This is a genomic window from Spirochaetota bacterium (assembly GCA_030154445.1).
GTDB lineage: Bacteria > Spirochaetota > Brevinematia > Brevinematales > Brevinemataceae > Brevinema_A.
Window position 1 is genome coordinate 1 of the sequence record JAGUQW010000005.1, and the last position, 20,221, is coordinate 20,221.

Below are 20,221 nucleotides of genomic sequence, written 5' to 3' on the forward strand. Positions count from 1 at the left end.
AAAAAAAATAAAACAAAACAACAAACAAACCAACAAACCAACCAACAAACCAACCAACCAACCAACAAACCAACCAACCAACCAACCAACCAACCAACCAACCAACCATTAAATAAATTATTTTATGGTGATAATAAAGAAATTTTAGTTTCATCACACTTAATCACTAATGAATCGATAGATTTATGTTATATAGATCCTCCCTTCAACTCTAATAGAAATTATAATCAAATTTATAATAATGAAGGAATTGACAAGGCTCAAGCTCAAGCATTCTCTGATACATGGGAATGGAATGACACCACTATTACAGAATTTACAGAAATACTTAACAATGCTCATGGATACACCTCTCAAACCATAGAACTTATTTCAGGATTAAAAAAAGTCTTAGGAGATTCTTCCTTAATGGCTTATCTTGTAAGTATGACGGTGAGAATTAATTTGATTTGGCACAAACTAAAAAAAACAGGTAGTTTTTATCTCCATTGTGATCCAACTGCTAGTCATTATTTGAAAATAATTTGTGATTCTATTTTTTGTGGTAAAGAAAGAAATGGTAATTTTCTCAATGAGATTATTTGGCAATATTTTATGGGTGGAAAGCCTAAGAACGCGTTTGCTAGAAAACATGATGTTATTATGTTATTTACAAAATCAAATAGATATACTTTTAATTATTTTAAAATAAAAAGATACCTTGACTTTGTACCTAGTCTCAAAGATAATTCTAAAAATGCTAGTAGCGGAAAAGATGAAATAGGATATTGGAGTATGGTAGGATGTCCTGATGTTTGGCCAATAAAGAGTGTTTTTAATATGTCCAAAGAACGCTTAGGCTATCCTACACAAAAGCCAGAGGCATTATTAGAAAGGATTATACAGTCTTCAACTAATGAAGGTGATGTAGTTTTAGACGCCTTCTGTGGCTGTGGAACAACAGTATCCGTCGCTCAAAAACTTAATAGACAATGGATGGGGATAGATATTACCTACCAATCTATTTCATTAATATTAAAACGATTAGAAGATACCTATGGTAAGACAATAAGTGAAAATGTTATTCTTCATGGTGTTCCTAAAGATATGGATTCGGCAAGAGCCTTAGCCAATAAAAAAGATGACAGAGTAAGAAAACAATTTGAAATGTGGGCCATACTAAGCTACACCAATAATGCTGGGATCATCAATGACAAAAAAGGAGCTGACGGTGGTGTAGACGGGATTATATCTTTTGGGTTACCCAATGATAGAAAAAAAGCAATTATTTCTGTTAAATCGGGTAAAAATGTTGGTGATGATATGATTAATAGTTTAATCGGCGTTGTTCAAAAAAATAATGCTGAATGTGGTATTCTAATTTTATTAGAAGAACCAACAAAAGTTATGACAAAAACAGCTAATGTAATGGGGACATTTTCATTAGGCGAAGAGTTTCCTCAAAAATTTTCAAAAATTAAAATTGTAACCATAAAAGAAATTCTTGAAGGAAATGTGAGAGTAGATTTACCTCTTATAAGACTACCTCTAAAAGACGCTAAAAAAAATGCTGATACTACAAAAGATCTTTTTAATCCTGAAATTATAGATTAAAAATAAGTAAATAAATCTAAAAAACCTCTCGTTATGAGAGGTTTTTTAGTTATTTATTGTTTATTGAGCATCTACAAAATCGATGATAGCCATTTCAGCACCGTCAGTTTGACGCTGCCCTAATTTGGTGATTCTTAAATAACCACCATTACGAGTAGCAAAGCGAGGAGCAATATCATCAAATAATTTTACTACAACACTTTTTTCATACATCTTTGCTAAAAGTTGTCTTCTATTATGAAGATCATTAGTTTTAGCTTTTGTGATAATTTTTTCAGCATAAGGTCTGATTGCTTTCGCCTTAGTTAATGTTGTTTTTACACTTTCATATTTAAATAAGGATTGAGCAAGATTACGAAAAAGAGCCTTACGAGCACTTTTTGTACGACTAAGTTTTACAACTTTTTTTCCATGACGCATCATAAACTCCTTTAATTTTCTTTAAGATAAAAAAAACGATTAGTCTTCTTTAATTTTAAGATCATACATTGTTAATTTTTCACCAATTTCAACTAATGATTTTCTTCCAAAATTTTTAATTTTCATAAGATCATCTCTAGAATAGGATAATAATTGACCAATTGTAGCGATCTCTTCACTTTGCAAACAATTAAGAGATCTTACAGAAAGATCTAAACTTTCAACTGTTTTTAGAAAAACTTCTTCTTCTGGTGAAACAGCTTCTGCTAATCTTGGTATTTCTACTTCTGTAATAGCTTCAAAATTCATAAACATTGAGAAATAACTTTTTAAAATAAAAGAAGCATCTGCAATAGCATCAACAGGATCAATTGTACCACCTGTCCAAACTTCAAGAACAATTTTCTCACAGTCAGTTTTTTCACCAACACGATACTCTTCAATTAAAAAATTAACTCTATCTACTGGCGAAAATATAGCATCTATAGGAATGACAGAAATTTCATCAACTTGGGCAAGAGCATCTTCTGCAGAACGATACCCTCTACCAAATTCAATATCCAACTCCATTACTATTTTGGCTTTATCATCTAATGTAGCAATTATCAAATCTGGATTTGCAATTTCAATAGTTGGATCAACTATAAAATCTGCTGCAGTTAAAAATCCTGGACCTTTTTTTTCTATACGAATTCTCTTTTTATTTACTTGATCATTTAAAAAAAGAGAAACTTTTTTAAGAGCTAGCACAATATCCGTAATATCTTCTTTTACACCTTCAATAGCGTCAAACTCATGATTTACACCCTCGATTTTAACCGCTGTAAAAGCATAACCTAAAATTGCACTAAGAAGTGTTCTTCTTAGTGAATTAGCTATAGTTACGCCTACACCTTTATCAAAAGGATAAATATAAAACTTCCCATAAGTATTATTATACGTATTTTGTTCGTATTTTAATTCATAAGGAAGAATTAAATCTTTTAATAAATCTCTATGCGCCATAATCTACCTTCCTATAATAACAATGTATGATTAGACGCGTCGCTTTTTACGAGGACGACATCCATTATGTGGAATTGGTGTAACGTCACGAAGACTTTTCACACTAACTCCAGCTAAATCTACAGCTCTAATTGCAGATTCTCGTCCTGGACCAGGTCCTTTAACACGAATATGTGCACTTTGTAAACCATGGAAAACAGCGCCTTCCATAGCTTTTTCAGAAGCCAATTGCGCAGCAAACGGGGTACCTTTTTTAGTACCTTTAAATCCACCAACTCCAGAGCTAGCCCATGAAATAGTGTTACCATTCATATCTGTAACTGTAACAAGAGTATTATTAAAAGTTGCTTGAATATGAACTATACCTTCAACAATATTTTTTTTCTCTTTTTTTCTTTTATTAGAACTTTTTGCTTTGGCTGCCATTTAAATCACCCTCTTACTTCTTTTTGATCGCGTTAGCACGAGCACCTTTCCAAGAACGTGCATTTGTTCGAGTTCTTTGGCCTCGAACAGGTAGTCTCTTTTTATGACGCAATCCTCTGTAAGAACCAATATCAATAAGTCTTTTAATATTCATCGAGCGTTCTGTACGAAGATCACCTTCAACTTTAAAATTAGTATCAATTTCTTCACGAATACGGTTTAATTCTTCTTCAGACAATTCACCTATTTTTTTTGATTTTTCAATATTTACAGCACTTATTATTTTTAATGCGGAATGTCTTCCGATGCCATAAACATATGTTAAACCAATCCAAGATGCTTTGTTGTTTGGTACTTCTCTTCCAGCAATACGCGCCATGGATTACCTCCGTTAGGTTCTTTTTTTACCTTTTTGTCTTTGTTTGTGTTTTGGATTCTCACAAATAACTCTGAGAATACCGTGTCTTAAAATTGTTTGACACTTTTCACACATAGGTTTTACTGATGCTCTTACCTTCATGAAATAGCCTCTCTATTTATAACGATATACTATTCTCCCCTTAGTAAGATCATAAGGGGAAAGTTCTAAGCTGACTTTATCACCAGCAAGAATTTTGATATGATTAATCCGCATCTTACCAGAGATATGTGCTAGTATTTGTTGTTTGTTTTCTAATTCAACTTTGAAAACAGCTCCTGGCATTTGCTCTAAAACAATTCCATCGATTTTTATAACATCTTCTTTATCCATCATTAGAAACCTAAAACCTCCCGCAAATTACTATAAACTTCGTTGATAGATGAATTCCCAGCTATTTTCTTAAGAATCCCTTTATCTTGATAGAACTTGATAAGTGGCTCCGTTTCCATTCTATAAACAGTAAGACGTTTTTGAACTACTTCAGGCATATCATCATCTCTTTGAATGAGTTCTTCACCTGATTCATCACAAACTCCTTCCATTTTAGAGGGATTTAGAAACACATTATACATCTTTCCAGAACTTTTTGCAAGCCTTCTTCCAGTTAATCTTTGAAAAATAATTTTTTCATCAATATCAACAAGGATAACATCAGTCGGTGGAGAAAATTCATTAAGAATTTTAGCCTGATTTAAGTTACGCGGAAACCCATCAAGAATCCAAGATTTATCAATTGAAGGAAGATTTTTTTTTACAACTTCAAATGTTAATTCATCTGAAACTAATCTTCCTTCATTAATACAACTTTTAACTCGATCTGCAACTTCACCCTTGCCTTCTTGTATCATTTGACGAAAAGCATCTCCTGTAGAAAGTGAATAAATATTAAATTCTTTACTTAGCAAAGAGCTTTGTGTACCCTTTCCAGATCCAGGATAGCCTAAAAAAATTATTTTTTTATTCATATTAATATGTTCTCTTTTTAGGATTTAAAAATCCTTCTTTATGATTCATATTTAAAAATGCTTCTATTTGTCTTAATGTATTTAGAGAAACTCCTACCAAAATAATAAGAGATGTTCCTCCCATTAAATAAGCAATATCAGCCTGTACTTTTAATTTACTAACAACAAAAGTTGGCAATAAGGCTATAATACCCATAAAACCAGCTCCAGGTAGTGCAAGATTATACAATGTTTTTGAAATATATGCTTCTGTTTCGCTTCCAGGTCTTATTCCAGGAATAAATGCATTTTGTCTTCTTAAATTTTCTGAAATATCATGAGGATTTAATTCAATCTCAATATAGAAAAAAGCAAAAAATAAAATAAGTGTGAAATAAACAATGGAATACCATAGTTCTCCAGGTTGTAAAGCATTGGATATAGAATGTAACCAAGGTGCTCTAGGTCCAAACCATTGAGCTAATTGTACAGGAAATACTAAAACAGCTGATGCAAAAATAATAGGAATAACATTAGTTGGATTTACTTTAAATGGTAAAAATGAAGGTCCTGATGCGACTCCTCCACGAGAGTATTGCACAGGTATACGGCGTAATCCCATTTCTTCAAATACAACAGCCATAATAATACCTAAAAACATAACAACTAATAATAGAGTTAAAATAGGATCATTTGGTTTGTTGATAAAAGTATAGAAAGCTTGTGGAAAACGAGCTACTATACCACTTAAAATAATCATAGAAATACCATTACCCAATCCTCTTTCTGTGATTTGTTCTCCAAGCCACATCAATATATAAGTACCAGTAGCAACTGATAATGTGAACAATAAAACAAATTGAGTAGAAGATAGTATAATGAACGGTTGTGATGTTTGATTATTAAATTGAACTAAATAATTTCCGTAAATAACGCCTTGAATACCAGCGATAATCAAAGTACCAATACGTGAATACTGGTGAATTTTTTGACGACCTTCTGGACCTTCTTTTGCTATTTTTTCTAAAGTTGGAATAATAACTGTTAATAATTGCATAACAATACTTGCAGTAATATAAGGCATTACACCAAGAGCAAAAATAGATGCTCTTTCAAGAGCTCCACCACTAAGTAAATTAACAAAAGCAATAAAATTATTATTTTCTGTACCTATAGCAGATAAAAGATTATTTAATTGTACGCCAGGCACAGGAATCTGTGCACCAACGCGAACAATTACCATTATACACAGGGTGAAAAAAATACGTTTTCTCAATTCCGTAATACGAAACATGTTTATTAAAACAGACATAATGACCCTCTAAATTATTTTACTTTGTAAGAGGAACAATTGTTGAGCTAGATTTCTCTATGAGATCTTTAGCAGCAACGGATACTTTATGTGCATGAATCTTGATATTCTTTGCAGTAAATACAATCTCACCAAAACCTTTTGCAAGAATTTTAATAGGATTTCCGTTGTTTTTAATCAATCCAGCTTGACATAATAATTCAGGAGTTATTTCCGAACCGTCAGGAAAAACATTTAAATCCTCTAGGTTAATAATATTATTAAAAATTTTAAAGATGTTTTTAAAACCACGTTTAGGAGCTCGACGATAGAGTGGCATTTGACCACCTTCAAAATATAAAGGTACTCCTCCACCAGATCTAGCATTTTGTCCTTTATGTCCTCTTCCGCAGGTTTTACCAGTTCCATTACCAGTACCACGACCTACTCGCTTACGCTTTTTTGTAGCGCCTATATTTGGTTTGAGTTCAATATGACCCATATTGTGCGCTCCTTTAATTATTTAGAAAATAATTCAGATACTGTTTTTCCACGTTTTGCAGCAATATCTTCAATATTATACAATCTTGTTAATCCATTAAATGTCGCTTTAATAAGATTGATTGGATTAGGAGATCTCAAAGATTTTGTTAAAATATCATGAACACCTAATAATTCGAGAACTGGACGTACTGCACCACCGGCAATAACTCCTGTTCCTTTTGTAGCAGGTTTCATAAGAATACGACAAGCTTTATATTCTCCTAAAATTTCATGAGGAATAGTTGTTCCCTTTAAACGGATAAGCATTGCATTTGAAATAGCTTTATCTTTTGCTTTTTTAATAGCATCCGCAAGCTCATTTGCTTTACCATATCCGAGACCAACTTTTCCTTTTTTATTTCCAACAACAACCATAGCGTTAAAACGAAAACGACGTCCACCAGCAATAACTTTTGTTGCTCGTCTAAGACTTACTACTTTTTCTTCCCATTCAGATGGGATAGCTTCAGGTCTATCACGACGATCTCGTCTGTTATTGTTACTTTTATTGTTGTTATTTCTTCTATTATCTCCACGTGGAGCTCTTTCTTGAGGAGTGTTTTCCTGTTGCCCTGTTTGTGGTGCTTGATTCTCAGCCATAGTATATCCTCAGCTTTAGAATTCGATTCCTGCAGCACGACAAGCTTCAGCAAGAGCTTTTACTTTTCCGTGATACAAGTAACCGTTACGGTCGAATGCGACCTTTGTTATTTTAAGTACTTTAAGCTTTTCACCAATTTTAGTACCAATGATAGTAGCAGCTTCTATATTATTAGTAAGTTTACTTTTACCTAATTCATTTGATACTGATGAAAAAGATGCTAATACTACATTAGTAGTATCGATCACTTGAGCATACAAATATTTATTTGATCTGAAAACAGTCAATCTAGGACGGTCAGCAGAAATACGAAGATGTTTTTTACTTCGTAATTTACGTTTTTTATGACGTTTAACTTTATTAGTTATGATATCAATCATATGTTACCCCTTTGCTTAATACTAGAAGTGATAAATTTTCACTATCCCTCTATCCACAAAAAAAATATAATAAGTTAGAACAAGATATAGGAAGTAATAGTCACTTCCTACAAAATGTCTTAATTATTGCTATTTTTTACCAGCGCTTTTACCCTCTTTGAGACGAATTACTTCACCAGCATAGCGAATACCTTTACCTTTATAAGGTTCTGGTTTTTTAATAAAACGAATATTAGCAGCCACTTGACCAACTAATTGTCTATCTATACCTTTAACAGAAACCGAATTTGGTGCAAGTTGCTCTAGTTTTGCTCCTTCTGGAGCTACAAAAGTAACAGGATGAGAGAAACCAACAGTACAATTAAGAGTTTGCCCCTTAACTTCCCAACGATAACCAACCCCTTGAATCTCAAGTTTTTTCTCAAAGCCTGTAGAAACACCAGTTAGATGATTTCTAAACAATGCCCAATAAAGACCTTGTTTTGCTTTAGCTTCTTTAGTATCATTTAAACGATTTACTAAGATACTACTAGTATCAACAACTGGACTGATTAATACAGTATCAAATTCTTGAGTAATAGTACCAAGAGTACCTTTAAAGATTAAATTCCCATTTTCTACCGTAATGGTTACACCATTAGGAATGAGCAGGGGTTTTTTTGCCAAACGTGACATATTTTGCTCCTACCAAATATAACAAAGAACTTCGCCACCAATTCCTAGTGAACGAGCTGCCTTGTCTGTTATCACACCTTTCGATGTAGTAAGTATCGCTATTCCATAATTATTATAAACTCTAGGAATAGAATCCTTACCAACATACACACGACGTGAAAGTTTACTGATCCGTTTAAGATCATCAATTACTGATTTACCATTAATATATTTTAAAGTAACATCTATCATGTAAGGTTGAGCACTATCTTTGTAGTTTTCAATATACCCTTCATGTTTCATTATTTTTAGAAGTTCTTCCATAAGCTTTGTCTTCTTGACACTCGTTCTAGGAAGACTACGCATAGTAGCATTTCTTATTTTTGTTAAGCTATCTGCGATAATATCCATAGGATTCCTCGCCTTATTTTTTTTTGATGAGAAAAAATTCTCTATAAATCAAATCTTACCAAGAAGATTTGACAACACCCGGAATATGTCCTTGTAAAGCCAGTTTACGGAAACACAAACGACAGACACCAAAATCTCTCATGTAAGAACGTGGACGACCGCAAATATTACAGCGGTTGTAAGCTCTTGCACTAAATTTAGGTTTCTTTTTCCAGCGTTGGATCAATGATTGTTTTGCCATGATATAGCCCTCGCTTACTTGTTACGGAAAGGAAAACCAAAATGAGTTAATAAACTTTTTGCTTCCTGATCCGTTTTAGCTGTAGTAACAATAGTAATATCCATTCCACGAACTTTATCAATTTTATCATAATTGATTTCAGGGAAGATAATTTGCTCAGATACTCCGAAAGAGAAATTTCCTCTTCCATCAAAACCTGTAGCTTTAACACCACGGAAATCTCTTACACGTGGAATCGCAACAGAAATCAACTTATCAAGAAAATCAAACATACGATTTTTACGTAATGTTACCTTTGCACCGATAGCCATTCCTTCACGCAACTTAAAATTAGATACAGATTTACGCGCAATGGTTTTCATTGCTTTTTGAGCAGCTAATAAAGTAAGATCATTTGTTGCAGCATCTGCCACTTTTTTATCAGATACAGCAGCACCTACACCCATATTGATAACAATTTTTTCAATACGAGGAATAGCCATAACTGATTTATAGTTAAACTCTTTATGTAAATTTGATTTAATCTCATTTTCAAAAAGTATTTTAAAACGAGGTTGATAACCAGATTTAACAAGAGCTTTCCCTTTAGTTTTTAGAGCTATTTTTTTAGTAGGAGATTTTATTTCACTTTTTGGAGTAACTTCTACACCTTCAGTTTTTGAAGCAACTTTTTTAGTAGGAGCTTTCGCTTCAACTTTTGAAACAACTTCTACCCCTTCAGTTTTTGGAGTAATTACTTCTTTTTCAGTTTTTTCTACTTTTTTAACAGTAGTTTTTTTAGCAGTTACTTTTTTTTCTACAGTTTCTGCCGCAGCAGTTGTTTCTTTTTTCTCAGCCATTATGAAGCCTCTTAATTGTCGAAAAAGTGATCAACACCTTTCGCCTTACGTCTTTTATTTCCCTTATCATCGATAACATATTCTATACGAACACCTTTATCATTTTTAGGACAATATAACATCACGTTAGACACATGAATAGGTGCTTCTTTTTCAAGAATCGTTCCGTTAGGATGTTCTTTATTTTTCTTTACTGTCTTTTTTACGAAGTTGACTCCGCGGACAAGAAGAGTTTTATCGGAAGGGGATACATAGAAAACTTCTCCTCTACGCCCCTTTTCTCTACCGGAAACTACGATAATTTCATCATTTTTCTTAATTTTCACGGTATATCCTCCTAAAACACTTCAGGAGCAAGTGATACGATTTTCATAAAATCTTTTTCTCTTAACTCCCGTCCTACGGGTCCAAAAATACGAGTCCCGCTGGGTTCGTTTTTTTTATTCACAATGACTGCAGAGTTGCGGTCAAAACGAATAGCTGAACCATCAGTACGGTTAATTTCTTTTTTGGTTCGAACTACAACGGCTCTCACCACATCACCCTTTTTAATAGGGGCATTTGGTGAGACACTTTTTACAGCTGCCACTATAATATCACCAACAGATGCATACCGACGGCGTGTACTACCGACGACATGAATACATTCAATTACTTTTGCGCCACTATTATCAGCAACATCCAAGCGTGTTCCAAGCATTATCATATAATAATTCCTCCCGTCTTTAGTCCTGGTGCTTATCTAGGACTTCAAGAAGAACCCAACTTTTACGCTTACTAATAGGTTTTGTTTCTCCGATTAGCACTTTATCACCAAGAGCAGAAGCATTTTGTTCATCATGAACCATCAATTTTTTACGTTTTGGAACATACTTTTTATATAAAGGATGTTTTTCATGTGTTATGATGACAATAGTTCTAGATTTATCCATCTTATCACTAGCAACCACTCCGGTAAAGGTCTTTTGCTTTGTCATTCTGCTGTCCTTTACTTTTGTTCTTTGAGTTCCGTTTGACGGATCAAAGTATTAATTCTTGCAATAGTTCTTTTCATATGACGAATTTCCATAATATTTGTGGAAGGTTCGAATTTTGAACGAAAACGAATATGCATGATTTTATTTTGCAACTCTATTTTCATTGAAAGAAGTTCTGCTTCTGACAAGGAACGGAGCTCTTGAATTTTAGTCATATTATCCCTCGATTCTCTTGACAAACTTTACCTTAATAGGTAACTTATGTCCAGCTAGTCTAAAGGCTTCCTTCGCTTTAATTTCGTCAATACCTGTTATTTCAAACATGACTTTACCTGGGCGAATCGGAGCAATCCAACCATCTGGAGCTCCTTTACCTTTACCCATACGAACCCCTTCACCTTTTCTGGTGTAAGGATGATCTGGGAAAATTCTGATCCAAACTTTCGCTCCTCTTTTGAGGTAACGATTTATGGCAATACGAGCAGATTCTATTTGTCTATTCGTAAGCCATGCTGCTTCTAAAGCAATCAGTCCATAGTCACCAAAAGAGACCATTTCACCATCATGTACAGGTGAGTGATTAATTTTAGCTCTATGTTGTTTTCTATATTTAACCTTAGATGGCATCAACATGGAGATTTCTCCTCAGCTTATTTTTGATAATACAATTATCTAAGACTTATTTCGCTAACCACACTTTAATACCTATGATTCCCATTTGAGTTAATGCTTCTGTTAAACGGTAATCAATATCGGCATTTAATGTGTTAAGAGACATACGTCCTTCTTTAAATTCTTCACTACGAGCGATCTCAGCATTATTGAGACGACCAGAAATACGAATTTTAATCCCTTGTGCTCCTGCACGAATTGCATTACGGATAGCTTGTTTAATAGCTCTTTTGTAAGCAACACGACGCTCTATCTGGGAAGCAATATCTGCTCCAACAATAGCTGCATCAAGTTCTATTTGTTTTACTTCTTTAACTGAAAGGGAAACTTTTTTAGCTCCAATTAGTTTTGAAAGTTTGTTAGCAATTACATCGATTTCAGAACCTTTACGACCAATCAAAATACCTGGTTTACCAGAATGAACAGTCACGTTAACAAGTCCTGGAAAACGTGCGATTTCTATTTTTGATAAAAATGCTCTTTTATATTCTTTATTAAGAAGTGTACGAATTTTGTAATCTTCTAATACAAATAAAGCAACATTTTTTTCAGTAAACCAAGTTGATTCCCAAGATTTACTTACACCAACACGATATCCTACAGGATGTACTTTTTGTCCCATGAATTACTCCTTATTGCCCAAATATAAAGTTAAGTGAGCAGTTCCACGATACATACGATCAGCTCTACCTCTAGCTCGAGGCTTGAAACGAGCAAACGCAGTACCTTCATTCACAAAAATTGTTGATACACTCAAAGGAGTGGTATCACCATTTGGATTTTTATGAAGGAAATTAGCTTTAGCAGCAAACAATACTTTATAAACCATTTTAGCACCCTTTTGAGGCATATGGTTTAACATTGCAAGAGCATTCTCAACTTTCATATCTTTGATAAGACGTGCTATACGTCGAAGTTTCATGGAAGAAATTCTTAAGGATTTTGCTTTAGCAACAGCAACAGCATCATTCATGAATTACTCCTTACTTATTTCTTGCCAGCTTTTTTAGAACCTGCATGTCCGCGAAATACGCGAGTTGGTGAAAATTCACCTAATTTATGTCCAACCATGTTTTCATTTACATAAACTGGTATAAACATTTTACCATTATGTACTTGAAATGTCAAGCCTATCATTTCAGGAAGAACAGTTGATCGACGTGACCAAGTTTTAATTGGTTTAGAATTGCCTGAAGCAATAGTATCTTGAACCGCAGACACTTTCTTATATAAAGAAGCATCAATATACGGCCCTTTTTTAATTGAACGTGCCATATTTCCTCCGGCCTATCTCTTTCTCTTAGAAACAATATAACGATTAGACGTTTTAGTTTTCTGACGAGTACGATACCCTTTAGAAGGAACACCAGTAGGAGAAGTTGGTCTTTTATAACCTTTCTGTTTACCACGTCCACCACCATGAGGGTGATCATGTGCGTTCATGGCTACACCACGAACTGTTGGACGCCAACCTAGATGACGTTTTGCTCCAGCACTACCGTAAACAATATTCAATCTTTCTGCATTTCCAACTTCACCAATTGTCGCCATACAGCGAAGAAGAACCATTCTTATTTCTCCTGATGGAAGACTTAAGAACGCATAGCCATTTTCTTTACCGTCTAGTTTCGCACTAGTTCCAGCTGAACGAGCTAATTGTCCACCTTTACCAGGTTTCATTTCGATGTTATGAAGGACTGTACCTACAGGAATGTTCTCAAGAAGCATTGCGTTTCCGACTTTGACTTCTGTTTGAGCGCCTGCTATAATCCGTTCCCCAACTTTCAAACCATTAGGTGCTATGATATAAGCTTTCTCTCCATCTTGATAATGAAGAAGAGCAATACGAGAACTACGATTTGGATCGTATTCTATAGAAAACACTTTTGCTTCTATATCCCATTTTTTACGCTTAAAATCAATAGCGCGGTACAATTGCTTACTACCACCACCACGATGACGAACAGTGATACGACCTTGACTATTACGTCCATTACCTTTACCACGAAGGGTCATTGTAATAAGGCTTTTCTCAGGTTCTGTTTTCGTGATTTCTGAATAATCAAAAGACACTCTATGGCGAAGTCCTGGGGTAGTTGGTTTAAATCGTTTGATACCCATTATTTGCCTCTATTTTAAAAAATCAATCGTACCTTTTTTAACACTTACAACAGCTTTTTTATAGCGTTTTGTAAATCCGGGACGTGATATTTTTTTTGTACGGAAATTTTTGTGACGTGGTTTAACAATTAATGTGTTAACCTTATCGACTTCAACTCCATAATAACTTTCTATAGCTTTTTTAATTTCAATTTTATTTGTACTCATTGAAACTTCAAATACATATTTATTGAGATTAGAAAGCTTTGAACTTTTTTCTGTTAGGATGGGTCTGATCAAGATTTCACTTACTATCATTATTAACCTCTCTCTAGTTTGATCATACCAGTGTATCTTTCGTCAAACTTACGAAGTGCAGCTTCTGTCATAATCACTTGTTTTGCATAAAACAGTGGTAGAATGTCAATAAAATCAACACCATAATACGCTGTTTTTGGCAAATTAGCACAAGCTTTTAACATTTCTGCATTGTAATTAACATCAACTACAACAGTACGACCTTCTACAGATTCAAGATTGTATTCTAACAAAGCTTTAAAGCTTTTAGTTTTTGAATCTTTTAAATCTAAAGAATCCACAATTTTCAATCCACCTTTACGATAGAGTTCTGCGATAACATAAACATAAGCATTAGCTTTTTGTTTTTTGTTAATATGCTGTGTATAGTCTCTAGGTTTTGGACCAAAAGTAACACCACCACCTCTTATAAGAGGAGAGTAGTAAGAACCACGACGAGCTCTACCAAGTCCTTTTTGACGGAAAGGTTTTGCACCTGTTCCTTTGACTTCAGCACGTGTTTTTGTAGATGCTGTACCCTGTCTTTCATTTGCAAGACGAGCTACAATAACTTGGTGAACACATTTACTAGAAGCACTTTCCCACATATTTGATAATTCTATTTCTCTAACTTTTTTCTGCGCGTTATATACATCAAACTTCATAATTACCCCTTTATTGCGTCTCGAACAGTAACATAACTTTGTTTACTGCCGGGCACAGATCCTTCGATAAATAGAAGCTTTCTTTCTGTATCAATACGTAGAAGTCTTTGACTTAAAACAGTGACTCTCTCATCTCCCATATGTCCAGGCATTTTTTTACCTTTAATAACACGAGCTGGAAAAGTACATTGTCCAATAGAACCAACACGACGGTGAGTTTTGGAACCATGACTGGCAGGTCCTCCACCGAAATTCCAACGCTTCATAGCTCCTTGAAATCCTTTACCTTTTGAAATAGAACTAACATCAACTTTTCCTAAAGATCCTAGAACTTCTTCATAAGCTTTACCTTGATAAGGAGTTACATCTTCAACACGAATTTCAGAAACAAATTTAGGTTTACCTAAAATATCACTCCCTTTTTTCGATGTTTTAAAATCACATCCTAAGATAACTGCATTATAACCATCTTTTTCGACAGTACGAAATCCTAAAACATCTGTATCAGAAAAATCAACAACAGTTGCACCACAAAGAGCTCCTTTGTCATCATATAACTGAGTCATACCGAGTTTTTTCCCGATAATTCCGACGGTCTTAGCCTTCATTGTATATCCTCTAAATTACTTATTGCTTTATTTCTACTTCAACACCTGCTGGTAATTGAAGTTCAGATAAAGCATTTATGAGATCCGTAGTAGGTTCAAAAATATCAATCAATCTTTTGTGCGTACGCACTTCAAATTGCTCTCTAGCATTTTTGTCTACATGAGGAGAACTCAATACAGTATATTTTTTAATGTGAGTTGGAAGATGGATAGGACCAGCGATCCTACCACCTTTACTTTTCACAGATTCAACTATAGAAGCAGCAGATTGTTCAATCAACGCTGTTTCGTAAGCTTTTAATCTCACTCTGATTCTGTTCACGATGTGAAACCTCTTTTTTATTATTCCACGATCTCAGTTACAACACCAGCTCCAACAGTACGCCCACCTTCACGAATAGCAAAACGCATTCCGTTTTCAACAGCTATTGGAACGATAAGTTCTATTGTCATCTGAATATTATCACCAGGCATAACCATGTCAGCACCTTTGATGTCTACAATATTACCTGTAACATCAGCAGTTCTAATATAAAATTGTGGTCTATATCCTTTATGGAAAGGAGTTTTTCTCCCACCCTCTTCTGCTTTAAGCACATAGACTTCAGCATTAAAAGTTTTATGAGGTGTAATTGATTTAGGTTTAGCAAGAACCATTCCACGACGAACAGCTTCTTTGTCAACACCACGTAATAATATACCTGCGTTATCTCCAGCTTCTCCTCTATCGAGTTGTTTACGAAACATCTCTACACCAGTACATACTGATTTTTTTGTATCTTCGTAACCAATAATTTCAATTTCGTCTTGCACTTTAACTATACCACGTTCGATACGCCCAGTTACAACAGTACCGCGACCAGAAATTGAGAATACATCTTCAACAGGCATCAAGAAAGGTTTGTCCAATTCACGAACAGGATCTTCAAAGAATGTATCCATTGCATTTACTAGTTCTTCAATACATTCTGTTTTTCCACTTTCTAAAGCTCCACGAGCAGATCCACGAATAACAGGAACATCATCTCCAGGAAATTTGTAAGCACTTAATAACTCACGAACATCCATTTCAACAAGATCAATAAGTTCTGCATCTTCAGCATCGATCATATCAACTTTATTGATAAAAACCATAATTGCAGGAACATTAACCTGGCGAGCCAAAAGTACATGTTCACGAGTCTGAGCCATCACACCATCTGTAGCTGCAATAACTAAAACCGCTCCGTCCATTTGAGCAGCACCTGTGATCATATTTTTAATATAATCCGCGTGTCCAGGACAGTCAACGTGAGCATAGTGACGTTTTGTAGAAGAATACTCAACATGAGCTGTATTAATCGTGATACCACGAGCTTTCTCTTCTGGAGCTCCATCGATATCTTCATATTTTTTTGCGTCAGCTTGACCTTTTGATGCAAGGTAAGTTGTGATAGCAGAGGTAAGAGTTGTCTTACCATGGTCAACGTGACCAAGTGTCCCCACATTTAAATGTGGTAAAGAACGATCAAATGTAGCCATTCAAATCCTCCAGCCTATTGGCGTGTATTTTATTTTTATGCTATTTATTAATAATATTTTTAAGAAAATAGCTTTAATTATTCATTTGTTTAGGTATTATTTTTTAATATCGTCCCAAAATCCTTTAGGAAGTGGTTCATAATGAGCAAATTCCATTGAATATGTTCCACGACCTTGAGTCATAGAACGAATATCTGTTGCATAACCAAACATTTCTCCAAGAGGAACAAAACATTCTATTTCTTTTGCTCCATGTTTTGATTCAGTACCTGTTATCTTAGCACGACGACCTGAAAGGTCTCCCATCACAGATCCTTCATATCCATCTGGAGCAACAGCAATAACTTTCATCATTGGTTCAAGAATAATAGGTTTAGCTTTATTCATTGCTGCTTTTATAGCCATAGACCCAGCAAGTTTAAATGCTAGTTCTGAAGAGTCAACATCATGATATGAACCCTCATACAAACGAACTTTGATATCCACTACTGGAAAACCAGCCAATACACCACTTGCTAATGCTTCACGACAACCTTTTTCAACAGCAGGAATATACTCTTTTGGAATTTTTCCACCTTTGATATCATCAACGAATACAAAACCAGCTCCAAGTTCAGAAGGTTCAACCTCAATCACAACGTGACCATATTGTCCCTTACCACCAGATTGTTTTGCATATTTAAAATCTTCAATAGCACTACCTGTGATTGTTTCTCTGTAAGCAACTTGAGGTTTACCAATATTAACTTCAACCTTATGTTCTCTTTTAAGTCTATCACAAACAATTTCTAAATGAAGCTCTCCCATACCAGAGATAATAGTTTGACCCGTCTCTTCATTAGAAGAAACTCGGAATGTTGGATCTTCGTCTTGTAATTTACGAAGACTTTCACCAAGTTTGTCCATATCCTCTTTAGTTTTTGGTTCTACAGCAACAGCAATAACTGGTTCTGGAAAATCAATCGCTTCTAAAAATAATGGAGCATCCAATGCTGTGATACTATCACCTGTACTAGTATCTTTCATACCAGCAATACCAATAATATCTCCAGCACTTGCAAAATCCACTTCTTCTCTTTTATTAGCATGCATACGCATGATACGAGAGATTCTTTCTTTGTTATCTTTGTTTACATTATAAACATAAGAACCCTTTTCAAGAACTCCAGAATAAATACGAGCAAAAACTAATTTTCCAATATAAGGATCAACCATAACTTTAAAGGCAAGCATTGATAAAGGTTCTTTATCTTCAGGTTTTCTGATTTGTTCAGTACCTTCAGGGGTAATTCCAATCATAGGAGGGATATCAGTTGGTGCAGGAAGATAGTCACGAACACCATCTAATAAAGGTTGGATTCCTTTATTTTTAAGTGCCGCTCCACAAAATATTGGATACATCTTCCCATCGATAGTCATAGATCTAATACCAGCTTTAATTTCTTCTGCAGAAAAATCCTCACCTTCGAGAAATTTATTCATTGTATTATCATTTGAATCAGCAATAACTTCCACAAGATTATGATGCCAAATTTCAGCATCTTCTTTCATGTTTTCAGGAATCTCAGCGATTGTATACTCAAGATTATCTTCCTTATCTTCCCAAAGTAAAGCCCTCATTTCTACAAGATCTACAACACCTTGGAAATTGTCCTCAGACCCAATAGGTAATTGAACAGGAGTCCCCTTGACACCTAATTTTTGTTGCATTGAATCAATCGACATCATAAAATCTGCACCCATTTTGTCCATTTTATTCATGAACGCCACACGTGGAACATTATATTTATTCGCCTGTCTCCAAACTGTTTCTGATTGAGGCTCAACTCCAGCAGATACATCAAATACAGCTACAGCTCCATCTAACACACGCAAAGAACGCTCAACTTCAGCAGTAAAATCAACGTGACCTGGTGTATCAATGATATTTATCTTAATATCATCCCAATAACAAGTTGTTGCAGCAGAGGTTATTGTAATTCCCCTCTCTTTTTCCTGCTCCATCCAATCCATCTCAGAAGCACCCTCATGAGTTTCCCCAATCTTATGTGTTTTACCTGTAAAAAATAAAATTCTTTCTGTAATAGTTGTTTTACCAGCATCAATATGAGCTGCAATACCTATGTTTCTTAATTTGTCTTTGGCAAACTTTTTCTCAGCCATTTTTATAACCTCTTACTACCACTTATAATGAGCAAAAGCACGGTTAGCTTCAGCCATTTTAAGTGTATCAGTACGTTTTTTAATAGTAGAACCACTATTATTAAACGCGTCCACTAATTCTTTACCCAATTTTTCACTCATAGAGTGTTCCCGCCGTTTTCTTGCATAATCTACAAGCCATCTAAGCGCTAACGCTAATTGACGCTCAGCACGAACATCTATAGGTACTTGATAAGTAGCCCCACCAACACGCCTTGATTTAACCTCTACTGGGGGTTTAATATTATTTAATACCGTTTCAAAAGCTTCTAATGCTGGAACTTCTGTTTTTTCAGCTAAAAAATCCATTGCAGAATATACAATAGCAGTAGCCAAACTTTTTTTACCATCTAACATGACACGATTGACAAGTTTGGTAACCAAAACACTATTGTGTTTTGCATCTGGAGACAAAGGACGAAAATGACCCTTAGCTTTTTTTCTTGGCATATAAAGACCCCTTCTGTTATTCGCTAACTAGCAAACTGCTTCAACAGCGTTCATTATTTTAAGTAACACAAACACCATTTACTCAGAGTTATAATTAACATAGTTATGTTCTAGCTTTTCACTAGACTGTTAGACCTAAATCTAATATTGAATTAAAAATCCTAATTCTTAGGACGCTTAGATCCATATTTTGAACGACCTTGCTTACGATTATCAACACCCATTGAATCAAGTGTACCACGAATGATATGATAACGCACACCCGGTAAGTCTTTTACACGACCACCACGGATAAGAACAACTGAGTGTTCTTGCAAGTTGTGTCCAATACCTGGAATATAAGCAGTTACCTCAACACCTGTTGTAAGACGCACACGAGCAATCTTACGAAGAGCGGAGTTAGGCTTTTTTGGTGTCATCGTTGTTACACGAGTACAAACACCTCTTCTCTGAGGATTGGACTTAAGAGCAGGAGATTTTGTTTTTTTCTCAACTGTCTTACGACCAAATCTTACTAACTGGTTAATAGTAGGCATCGAGCAAACCTCTTTCTTAAATTAAGCTATTACACTTTTTATATAAATTAACAATGATCTATTCAATAGATCCTAATATTGTAGCATAAAAAAATACTTTTGTCAAGCTATCTCCAAGAAATAACACGCCAAAAAATATCTTATTGCAATAATCTCTCTAACAAGTAAGTCACACTTTTCTGGTATTTAGTTTTTATTTTCAAGAATTAAATCTTAAAATTACTTTCAATAGACAGTGCCAGAATATATCTTTGAAAGATTTTCATAAGGTCTTCCCACCATTATGAAAATTATATTGATCTATCAAAATAGATTGATTCACTACTTAAAAAAGCAGCTCATGTTATTATAGATTAAATCTAATGAGATTGTCAATCCTTTAATAAAGTTTTAAATTGATGAAAATGAAATTACTTGAAATAAA

The 20,221-nt window shown here is 34.5% G+C and carries 33 protein-coding genes and 1 pseudogene; 2 read left to right on the forward strand and 32 right to left on the reverse strand.

Annotated elements, in window-relative coordinates; translation table 11 throughout:
- Positions 1 to 17: 17 nt before the first annotated feature.
- Together KFW21_02975 and KFW21_02980 are read left to right on the forward strand one after the other, a co-directional pair.
- A pseudogene (locus tag KFW21_02975) lies at positions 18 to 116 on the forward strand (PT domain-containing protein).
- Positions 117 to 141: 25 nt separating this feature from the next.
- Positions 142 to 1,593, forward strand: coding sequence for a restriction endonuclease (locus tag KFW21_02980; protein ID MDK2818397.1), 1,452 nt, complete (start codon positions 142 to 144; stop codon positions 1,591 to 1,593).
- 60 nt (positions 1,594 to 1,653) lie between these two features.
- On the opposite strand, the gene rplQ is transcribed toward KFW21_02980, so the two are convergent.
- From rplQ to rpsL, 32 genes are all read right to left on the reverse strand, one after another.
- Positions 1,654 to 2,013, reverse strand: a complete 360-nt coding sequence (rplQ, locus tag KFW21_02985) for a 50S ribosomal protein L17 (GenBank protein MDK2818398.1) — start codon at positions 2,011 to 2,013, stop codon at positions 1,654 to 1,656.
- A 39-nt stretch (positions 2,014 to 2,052) separates the two neighbouring features.
- Positions 2,053 to 3,018: a DNA-directed RNA polymerase subunit alpha gene (locus KFW21_02990; protein ID MDK2818399.1), complete on the reverse strand. Its 966-nt coding sequence runs from the start codon at positions 3,016 to 3,018 to the stop codon at positions 2,053 to 2,055.
- Between the two features lie 30 nt (positions 3,019 to 3,048).
- Entirely contained in the window at positions 3,049 to 3,444 is a 396-nt protein-coding gene (gene rpsK, locus KFW21_02995) for a 30S ribosomal protein S11 (GenBank protein MDK2818400.1), read from the reverse strand.
- A gap of 13 nt (positions 3,445 to 3,457) precedes the next feature.
- Positions 3,458 to 3,823 carry a 30S ribosomal protein S13 gene (gene rpsM, locus KFW21_03000; protein ID MDK2818401.1) on the reverse strand — a complete coding sequence of 122 codons (366 nt, stop codon included), beginning with the start codon at positions 3,821 to 3,823 and terminating at the stop codon, positions 3,458 to 3,460.
- 12 nt (positions 3,824 to 3,835) lie between these two features.
- The gene (gene rpmJ / locus KFW21_03005; protein MDK2818402.1) at positions 3,836 to 3,964 is read right to left on the reverse strand and encodes a 50S ribosomal protein L36; all 129 of its coding nucleotides are present in this window, start codon (positions 3,962 to 3,964) and stop codon (positions 3,836 to 3,838) included.
- 12 nt (positions 3,965 to 3,976) lie between these two features.
- Positions 3,977 to 4,195: a translation initiation factor IF-1 gene (gene infA, locus KFW21_03010; protein MDK2818403.1), complete on the reverse strand. Its 219-nt coding sequence runs from the start codon at positions 4,193 to 4,195 to the stop codon at positions 3,977 to 3,979.
- A gap of 2 nt (positions 4,196 to 4,197) precedes the next feature.
- Positions 4,198 to 4,830 carry a nucleoside monophosphate kinase gene (locus KFW21_03015; GenBank protein ID MDK2818404.1) on the reverse strand — a complete coding sequence of 211 codons (633 nt, stop codon included), beginning with the start codon at positions 4,828 to 4,830 and terminating at the stop codon, positions 4,198 to 4,200.
- Between the two features lies 1 nt (position 4,831).
- Positions 4,832 to 6,121 carry a preprotein translocase subunit SecY gene (gene secY, locus KFW21_03020; protein ID MDK2818405.1) on the reverse strand — a complete coding sequence of 430 codons (1,290 nt, stop codon included), beginning with the start codon at positions 6,119 to 6,121 and terminating at the stop codon, positions 4,832 to 4,834.
- Positions 6,122 to 6,140: 19 nt separating this feature from the next.
- The gene (gene rplO / locus KFW21_03025) at positions 6,141 to 6,602 is read right to left on the reverse strand and encodes a 50S ribosomal protein L15 (protein ID MDK2818406.1); all 462 of its coding nucleotides are present in this window, start codon (positions 6,600 to 6,602) and stop codon (positions 6,141 to 6,143) included.
- Positions 6,603 to 6,619: 17 nt separating this feature from the next.
- The gene (rpsE, locus tag KFW21_03030) at positions 6,620 to 7,243 is read right to left on the reverse strand and encodes a 30S ribosomal protein S5 (protein ID MDK2818407.1); all 624 of its coding nucleotides are present in this window, start codon (positions 7,241 to 7,243) and stop codon (positions 6,620 to 6,622) included.
- Between the two features lie 15 nt (positions 7,244 to 7,258).
- Positions 7,259 to 7,624 carry a 50S ribosomal protein L18 gene (gene rplR / locus KFW21_03035; protein ID MDK2818408.1) on the reverse strand — a complete coding sequence of 122 codons (366 nt, stop codon included), beginning with the start codon at positions 7,622 to 7,624 and terminating at the stop codon, positions 7,259 to 7,261.
- A gap of 129 nt (positions 7,625 to 7,753) precedes the next feature.
- Complete coding sequence (gene rplF, locus KFW21_03040) at positions 7,754 to 8,299, reverse strand: 50S ribosomal protein L6 (protein MDK2818409.1); 546 nt, start codon at positions 8,297 to 8,299, stop codon at positions 7,754 to 7,756.
- 9 nt (positions 8,300 to 8,308) lie between these two features.
- Positions 8,309 to 8,689, reverse strand: a complete 381-nt coding sequence (gene rpsH / locus KFW21_03045) for a 30S ribosomal protein S8 (protein ID MDK2818410.1) — start codon at positions 8,687 to 8,689, stop codon at positions 8,309 to 8,311.
- Positions 8,690 to 8,744: 55 nt separating this feature from the next.
- The gene (locus tag KFW21_03050) at positions 8,745 to 8,930 is read right to left on the reverse strand and encodes a type Z 30S ribosomal protein S14 (GenBank protein MDK2818411.1); all 186 of its coding nucleotides are present in this window, start codon (positions 8,928 to 8,930) and stop codon (positions 8,745 to 8,747) included.
- Between the two features lie 14 nt (positions 8,931 to 8,944).
- Positions 8,945 to 9,769 carry a 50S ribosomal protein L5 gene (gene rplE / locus KFW21_03055; protein ID MDK2818412.1) on the reverse strand — a complete coding sequence of 275 codons (825 nt, stop codon included), beginning with the start codon at positions 9,767 to 9,769 and terminating at the stop codon, positions 8,945 to 8,947.
- Between the two features lie 11 nt (positions 9,770 to 9,780).
- Positions 9,781 to 10,095 carry a 50S ribosomal protein L24 gene (gene rplX, locus KFW21_03060; protein MDK2818413.1) on the reverse strand — a complete coding sequence of 105 codons (315 nt, stop codon included), beginning with the start codon at positions 10,093 to 10,095 and terminating at the stop codon, positions 9,781 to 9,783.
- A gap of 11 nt (positions 10,096 to 10,106) precedes the next feature.
- Positions 10,107 to 10,475 (reverse strand): 50S ribosomal protein L14, encoded by a 369-nt coding sequence (gene rplN, locus KFW21_03065; protein ID MDK2818414.1) that lies wholly within the window; start codon positions 10,473 to 10,475, stop codon positions 10,107 to 10,109.
- A 19-nt stretch (positions 10,476 to 10,494) separates the two neighbouring features.
- Entirely contained in the window at positions 10,495 to 10,746 is a 252-nt protein-coding gene (gene rpsQ, locus KFW21_03070) for a 30S ribosomal protein S17 (GenBank protein ID MDK2818415.1), read from the reverse strand.
- Between the two features lie 11 nt (positions 10,747 to 10,757).
- On the reverse strand, positions 10,758 to 10,961 hold the full coding sequence (gene rpmC, locus KFW21_03075) for a 50S ribosomal protein L29 (protein MDK2818416.1): 204 nt from the start codon (positions 10,959 to 10,961) through the stop codon (positions 10,758 to 10,760).
- 1 nt (position 10,962) lies between these two features.
- Entirely contained in the window at positions 10,963 to 11,379 is a 417-nt protein-coding gene (gene rplP, locus KFW21_03080; protein ID MDK2818417.1) for a 50S ribosomal protein L16, read from the reverse strand.
- A gap of 46 nt (positions 11,380 to 11,425) precedes the next feature.
- Complete coding sequence (gene rpsC, locus KFW21_03085; protein MDK2818418.1) at positions 11,426 to 12,040, reverse strand: 30S ribosomal protein S3; 615 nt, start codon at positions 12,038 to 12,040, stop codon at positions 11,426 to 11,428.
- Positions 12,041 to 12,043: 3 nt separating this feature from the next.
- Complete coding sequence (gene rplV / locus KFW21_03090) at positions 12,044 to 12,391, reverse strand: 50S ribosomal protein L22 (protein MDK2818419.1); 348 nt, start codon at positions 12,389 to 12,391, stop codon at positions 12,044 to 12,046.
- A gap of 14 nt (positions 12,392 to 12,405) precedes the next feature.
- On the reverse strand, positions 12,406 to 12,693 hold the full coding sequence (rpsS, locus tag KFW21_03095; GenBank protein MDK2818420.1) for a 30S ribosomal protein S19: 288 nt from the start codon (positions 12,691 to 12,693) through the stop codon (positions 12,406 to 12,408).
- A gap of 12 nt (positions 12,694 to 12,705) precedes the next feature.
- Entirely contained in the window at positions 12,706 to 13,539 is an 834-nt protein-coding gene (gene rplB / locus KFW21_03100) for a 50S ribosomal protein L2 (GenBank protein ID MDK2818421.1), read from the reverse strand.
- Between the two features lie 9 nt (positions 13,540 to 13,548).
- On the reverse strand, positions 13,549 to 13,836 hold the full coding sequence (gene rplW / locus KFW21_03105) for a 50S ribosomal protein L23 (protein MDK2818422.1): 288 nt from the start codon (positions 13,834 to 13,836) through the stop codon (positions 13,549 to 13,551).
- A gap of 2 nt (positions 13,837 to 13,838) precedes the next feature.
- Positions 13,839 to 14,480, reverse strand: a complete 642-nt coding sequence (gene rplD, locus KFW21_03110) for a 50S ribosomal protein L4 (GenBank protein ID MDK2818423.1) — start codon at positions 14,478 to 14,480, stop codon at positions 13,839 to 13,841.
- Positions 14,481 to 14,482: 2 nt separating this feature from the next.
- Positions 14,483 to 15,088, reverse strand: a complete 606-nt coding sequence (gene rplC / locus KFW21_03115) for a 50S ribosomal protein L3 (protein ID MDK2818424.1) — start codon at positions 15,086 to 15,088, stop codon at positions 14,483 to 14,485.
- 19 nt (positions 15,089 to 15,107) lie between these two features.
- A complete protein-coding gene (rpsJ, locus tag KFW21_03120; protein MDK2818425.1) occupies positions 15,108 to 15,410 on the reverse strand; it encodes a 30S ribosomal protein S10 in 303 nt (100 codons plus the stop codon).
- Positions 15,411 to 15,430: 20 nt separating this feature from the next.
- Positions 15,431 to 16,609, reverse strand: a complete 1,179-nt coding sequence (tuf, locus tag KFW21_03125; GenBank protein ID MDK2818426.1) for an elongation factor Tu — start codon at positions 16,607 to 16,609, stop codon at positions 15,431 to 15,433.
- Between the two features lie 96 nt (positions 16,610 to 16,705).
- Positions 16,706 to 18,772 carry an elongation factor G gene (gene fusA / locus KFW21_03130; protein ID MDK2818427.1) on the reverse strand — a complete coding sequence of 689 codons (2,067 nt, stop codon included), beginning with the start codon at positions 18,770 to 18,772 and terminating at the stop codon, positions 16,706 to 16,708.
- A gap of 15 nt (positions 18,773 to 18,787) precedes the next feature.
- On the reverse strand, positions 18,788 to 19,261 hold the full coding sequence (rpsG, locus tag KFW21_03135; GenBank protein ID MDK2818428.1) for a 30S ribosomal protein S7: 474 nt from the start codon (positions 19,259 to 19,261) through the stop codon (positions 18,788 to 18,790).
- A gap of 161 nt (positions 19,262 to 19,422) precedes the next feature.
- Positions 19,423 to 19,797, reverse strand: a complete 375-nt coding sequence (gene rpsL, locus KFW21_03140) for a 30S ribosomal protein S12 (GenBank protein MDK2818429.1) — start codon at positions 19,795 to 19,797, stop codon at positions 19,423 to 19,425.
- Positions 19,798 to 20,221 lie beyond the last annotated feature (424 nt).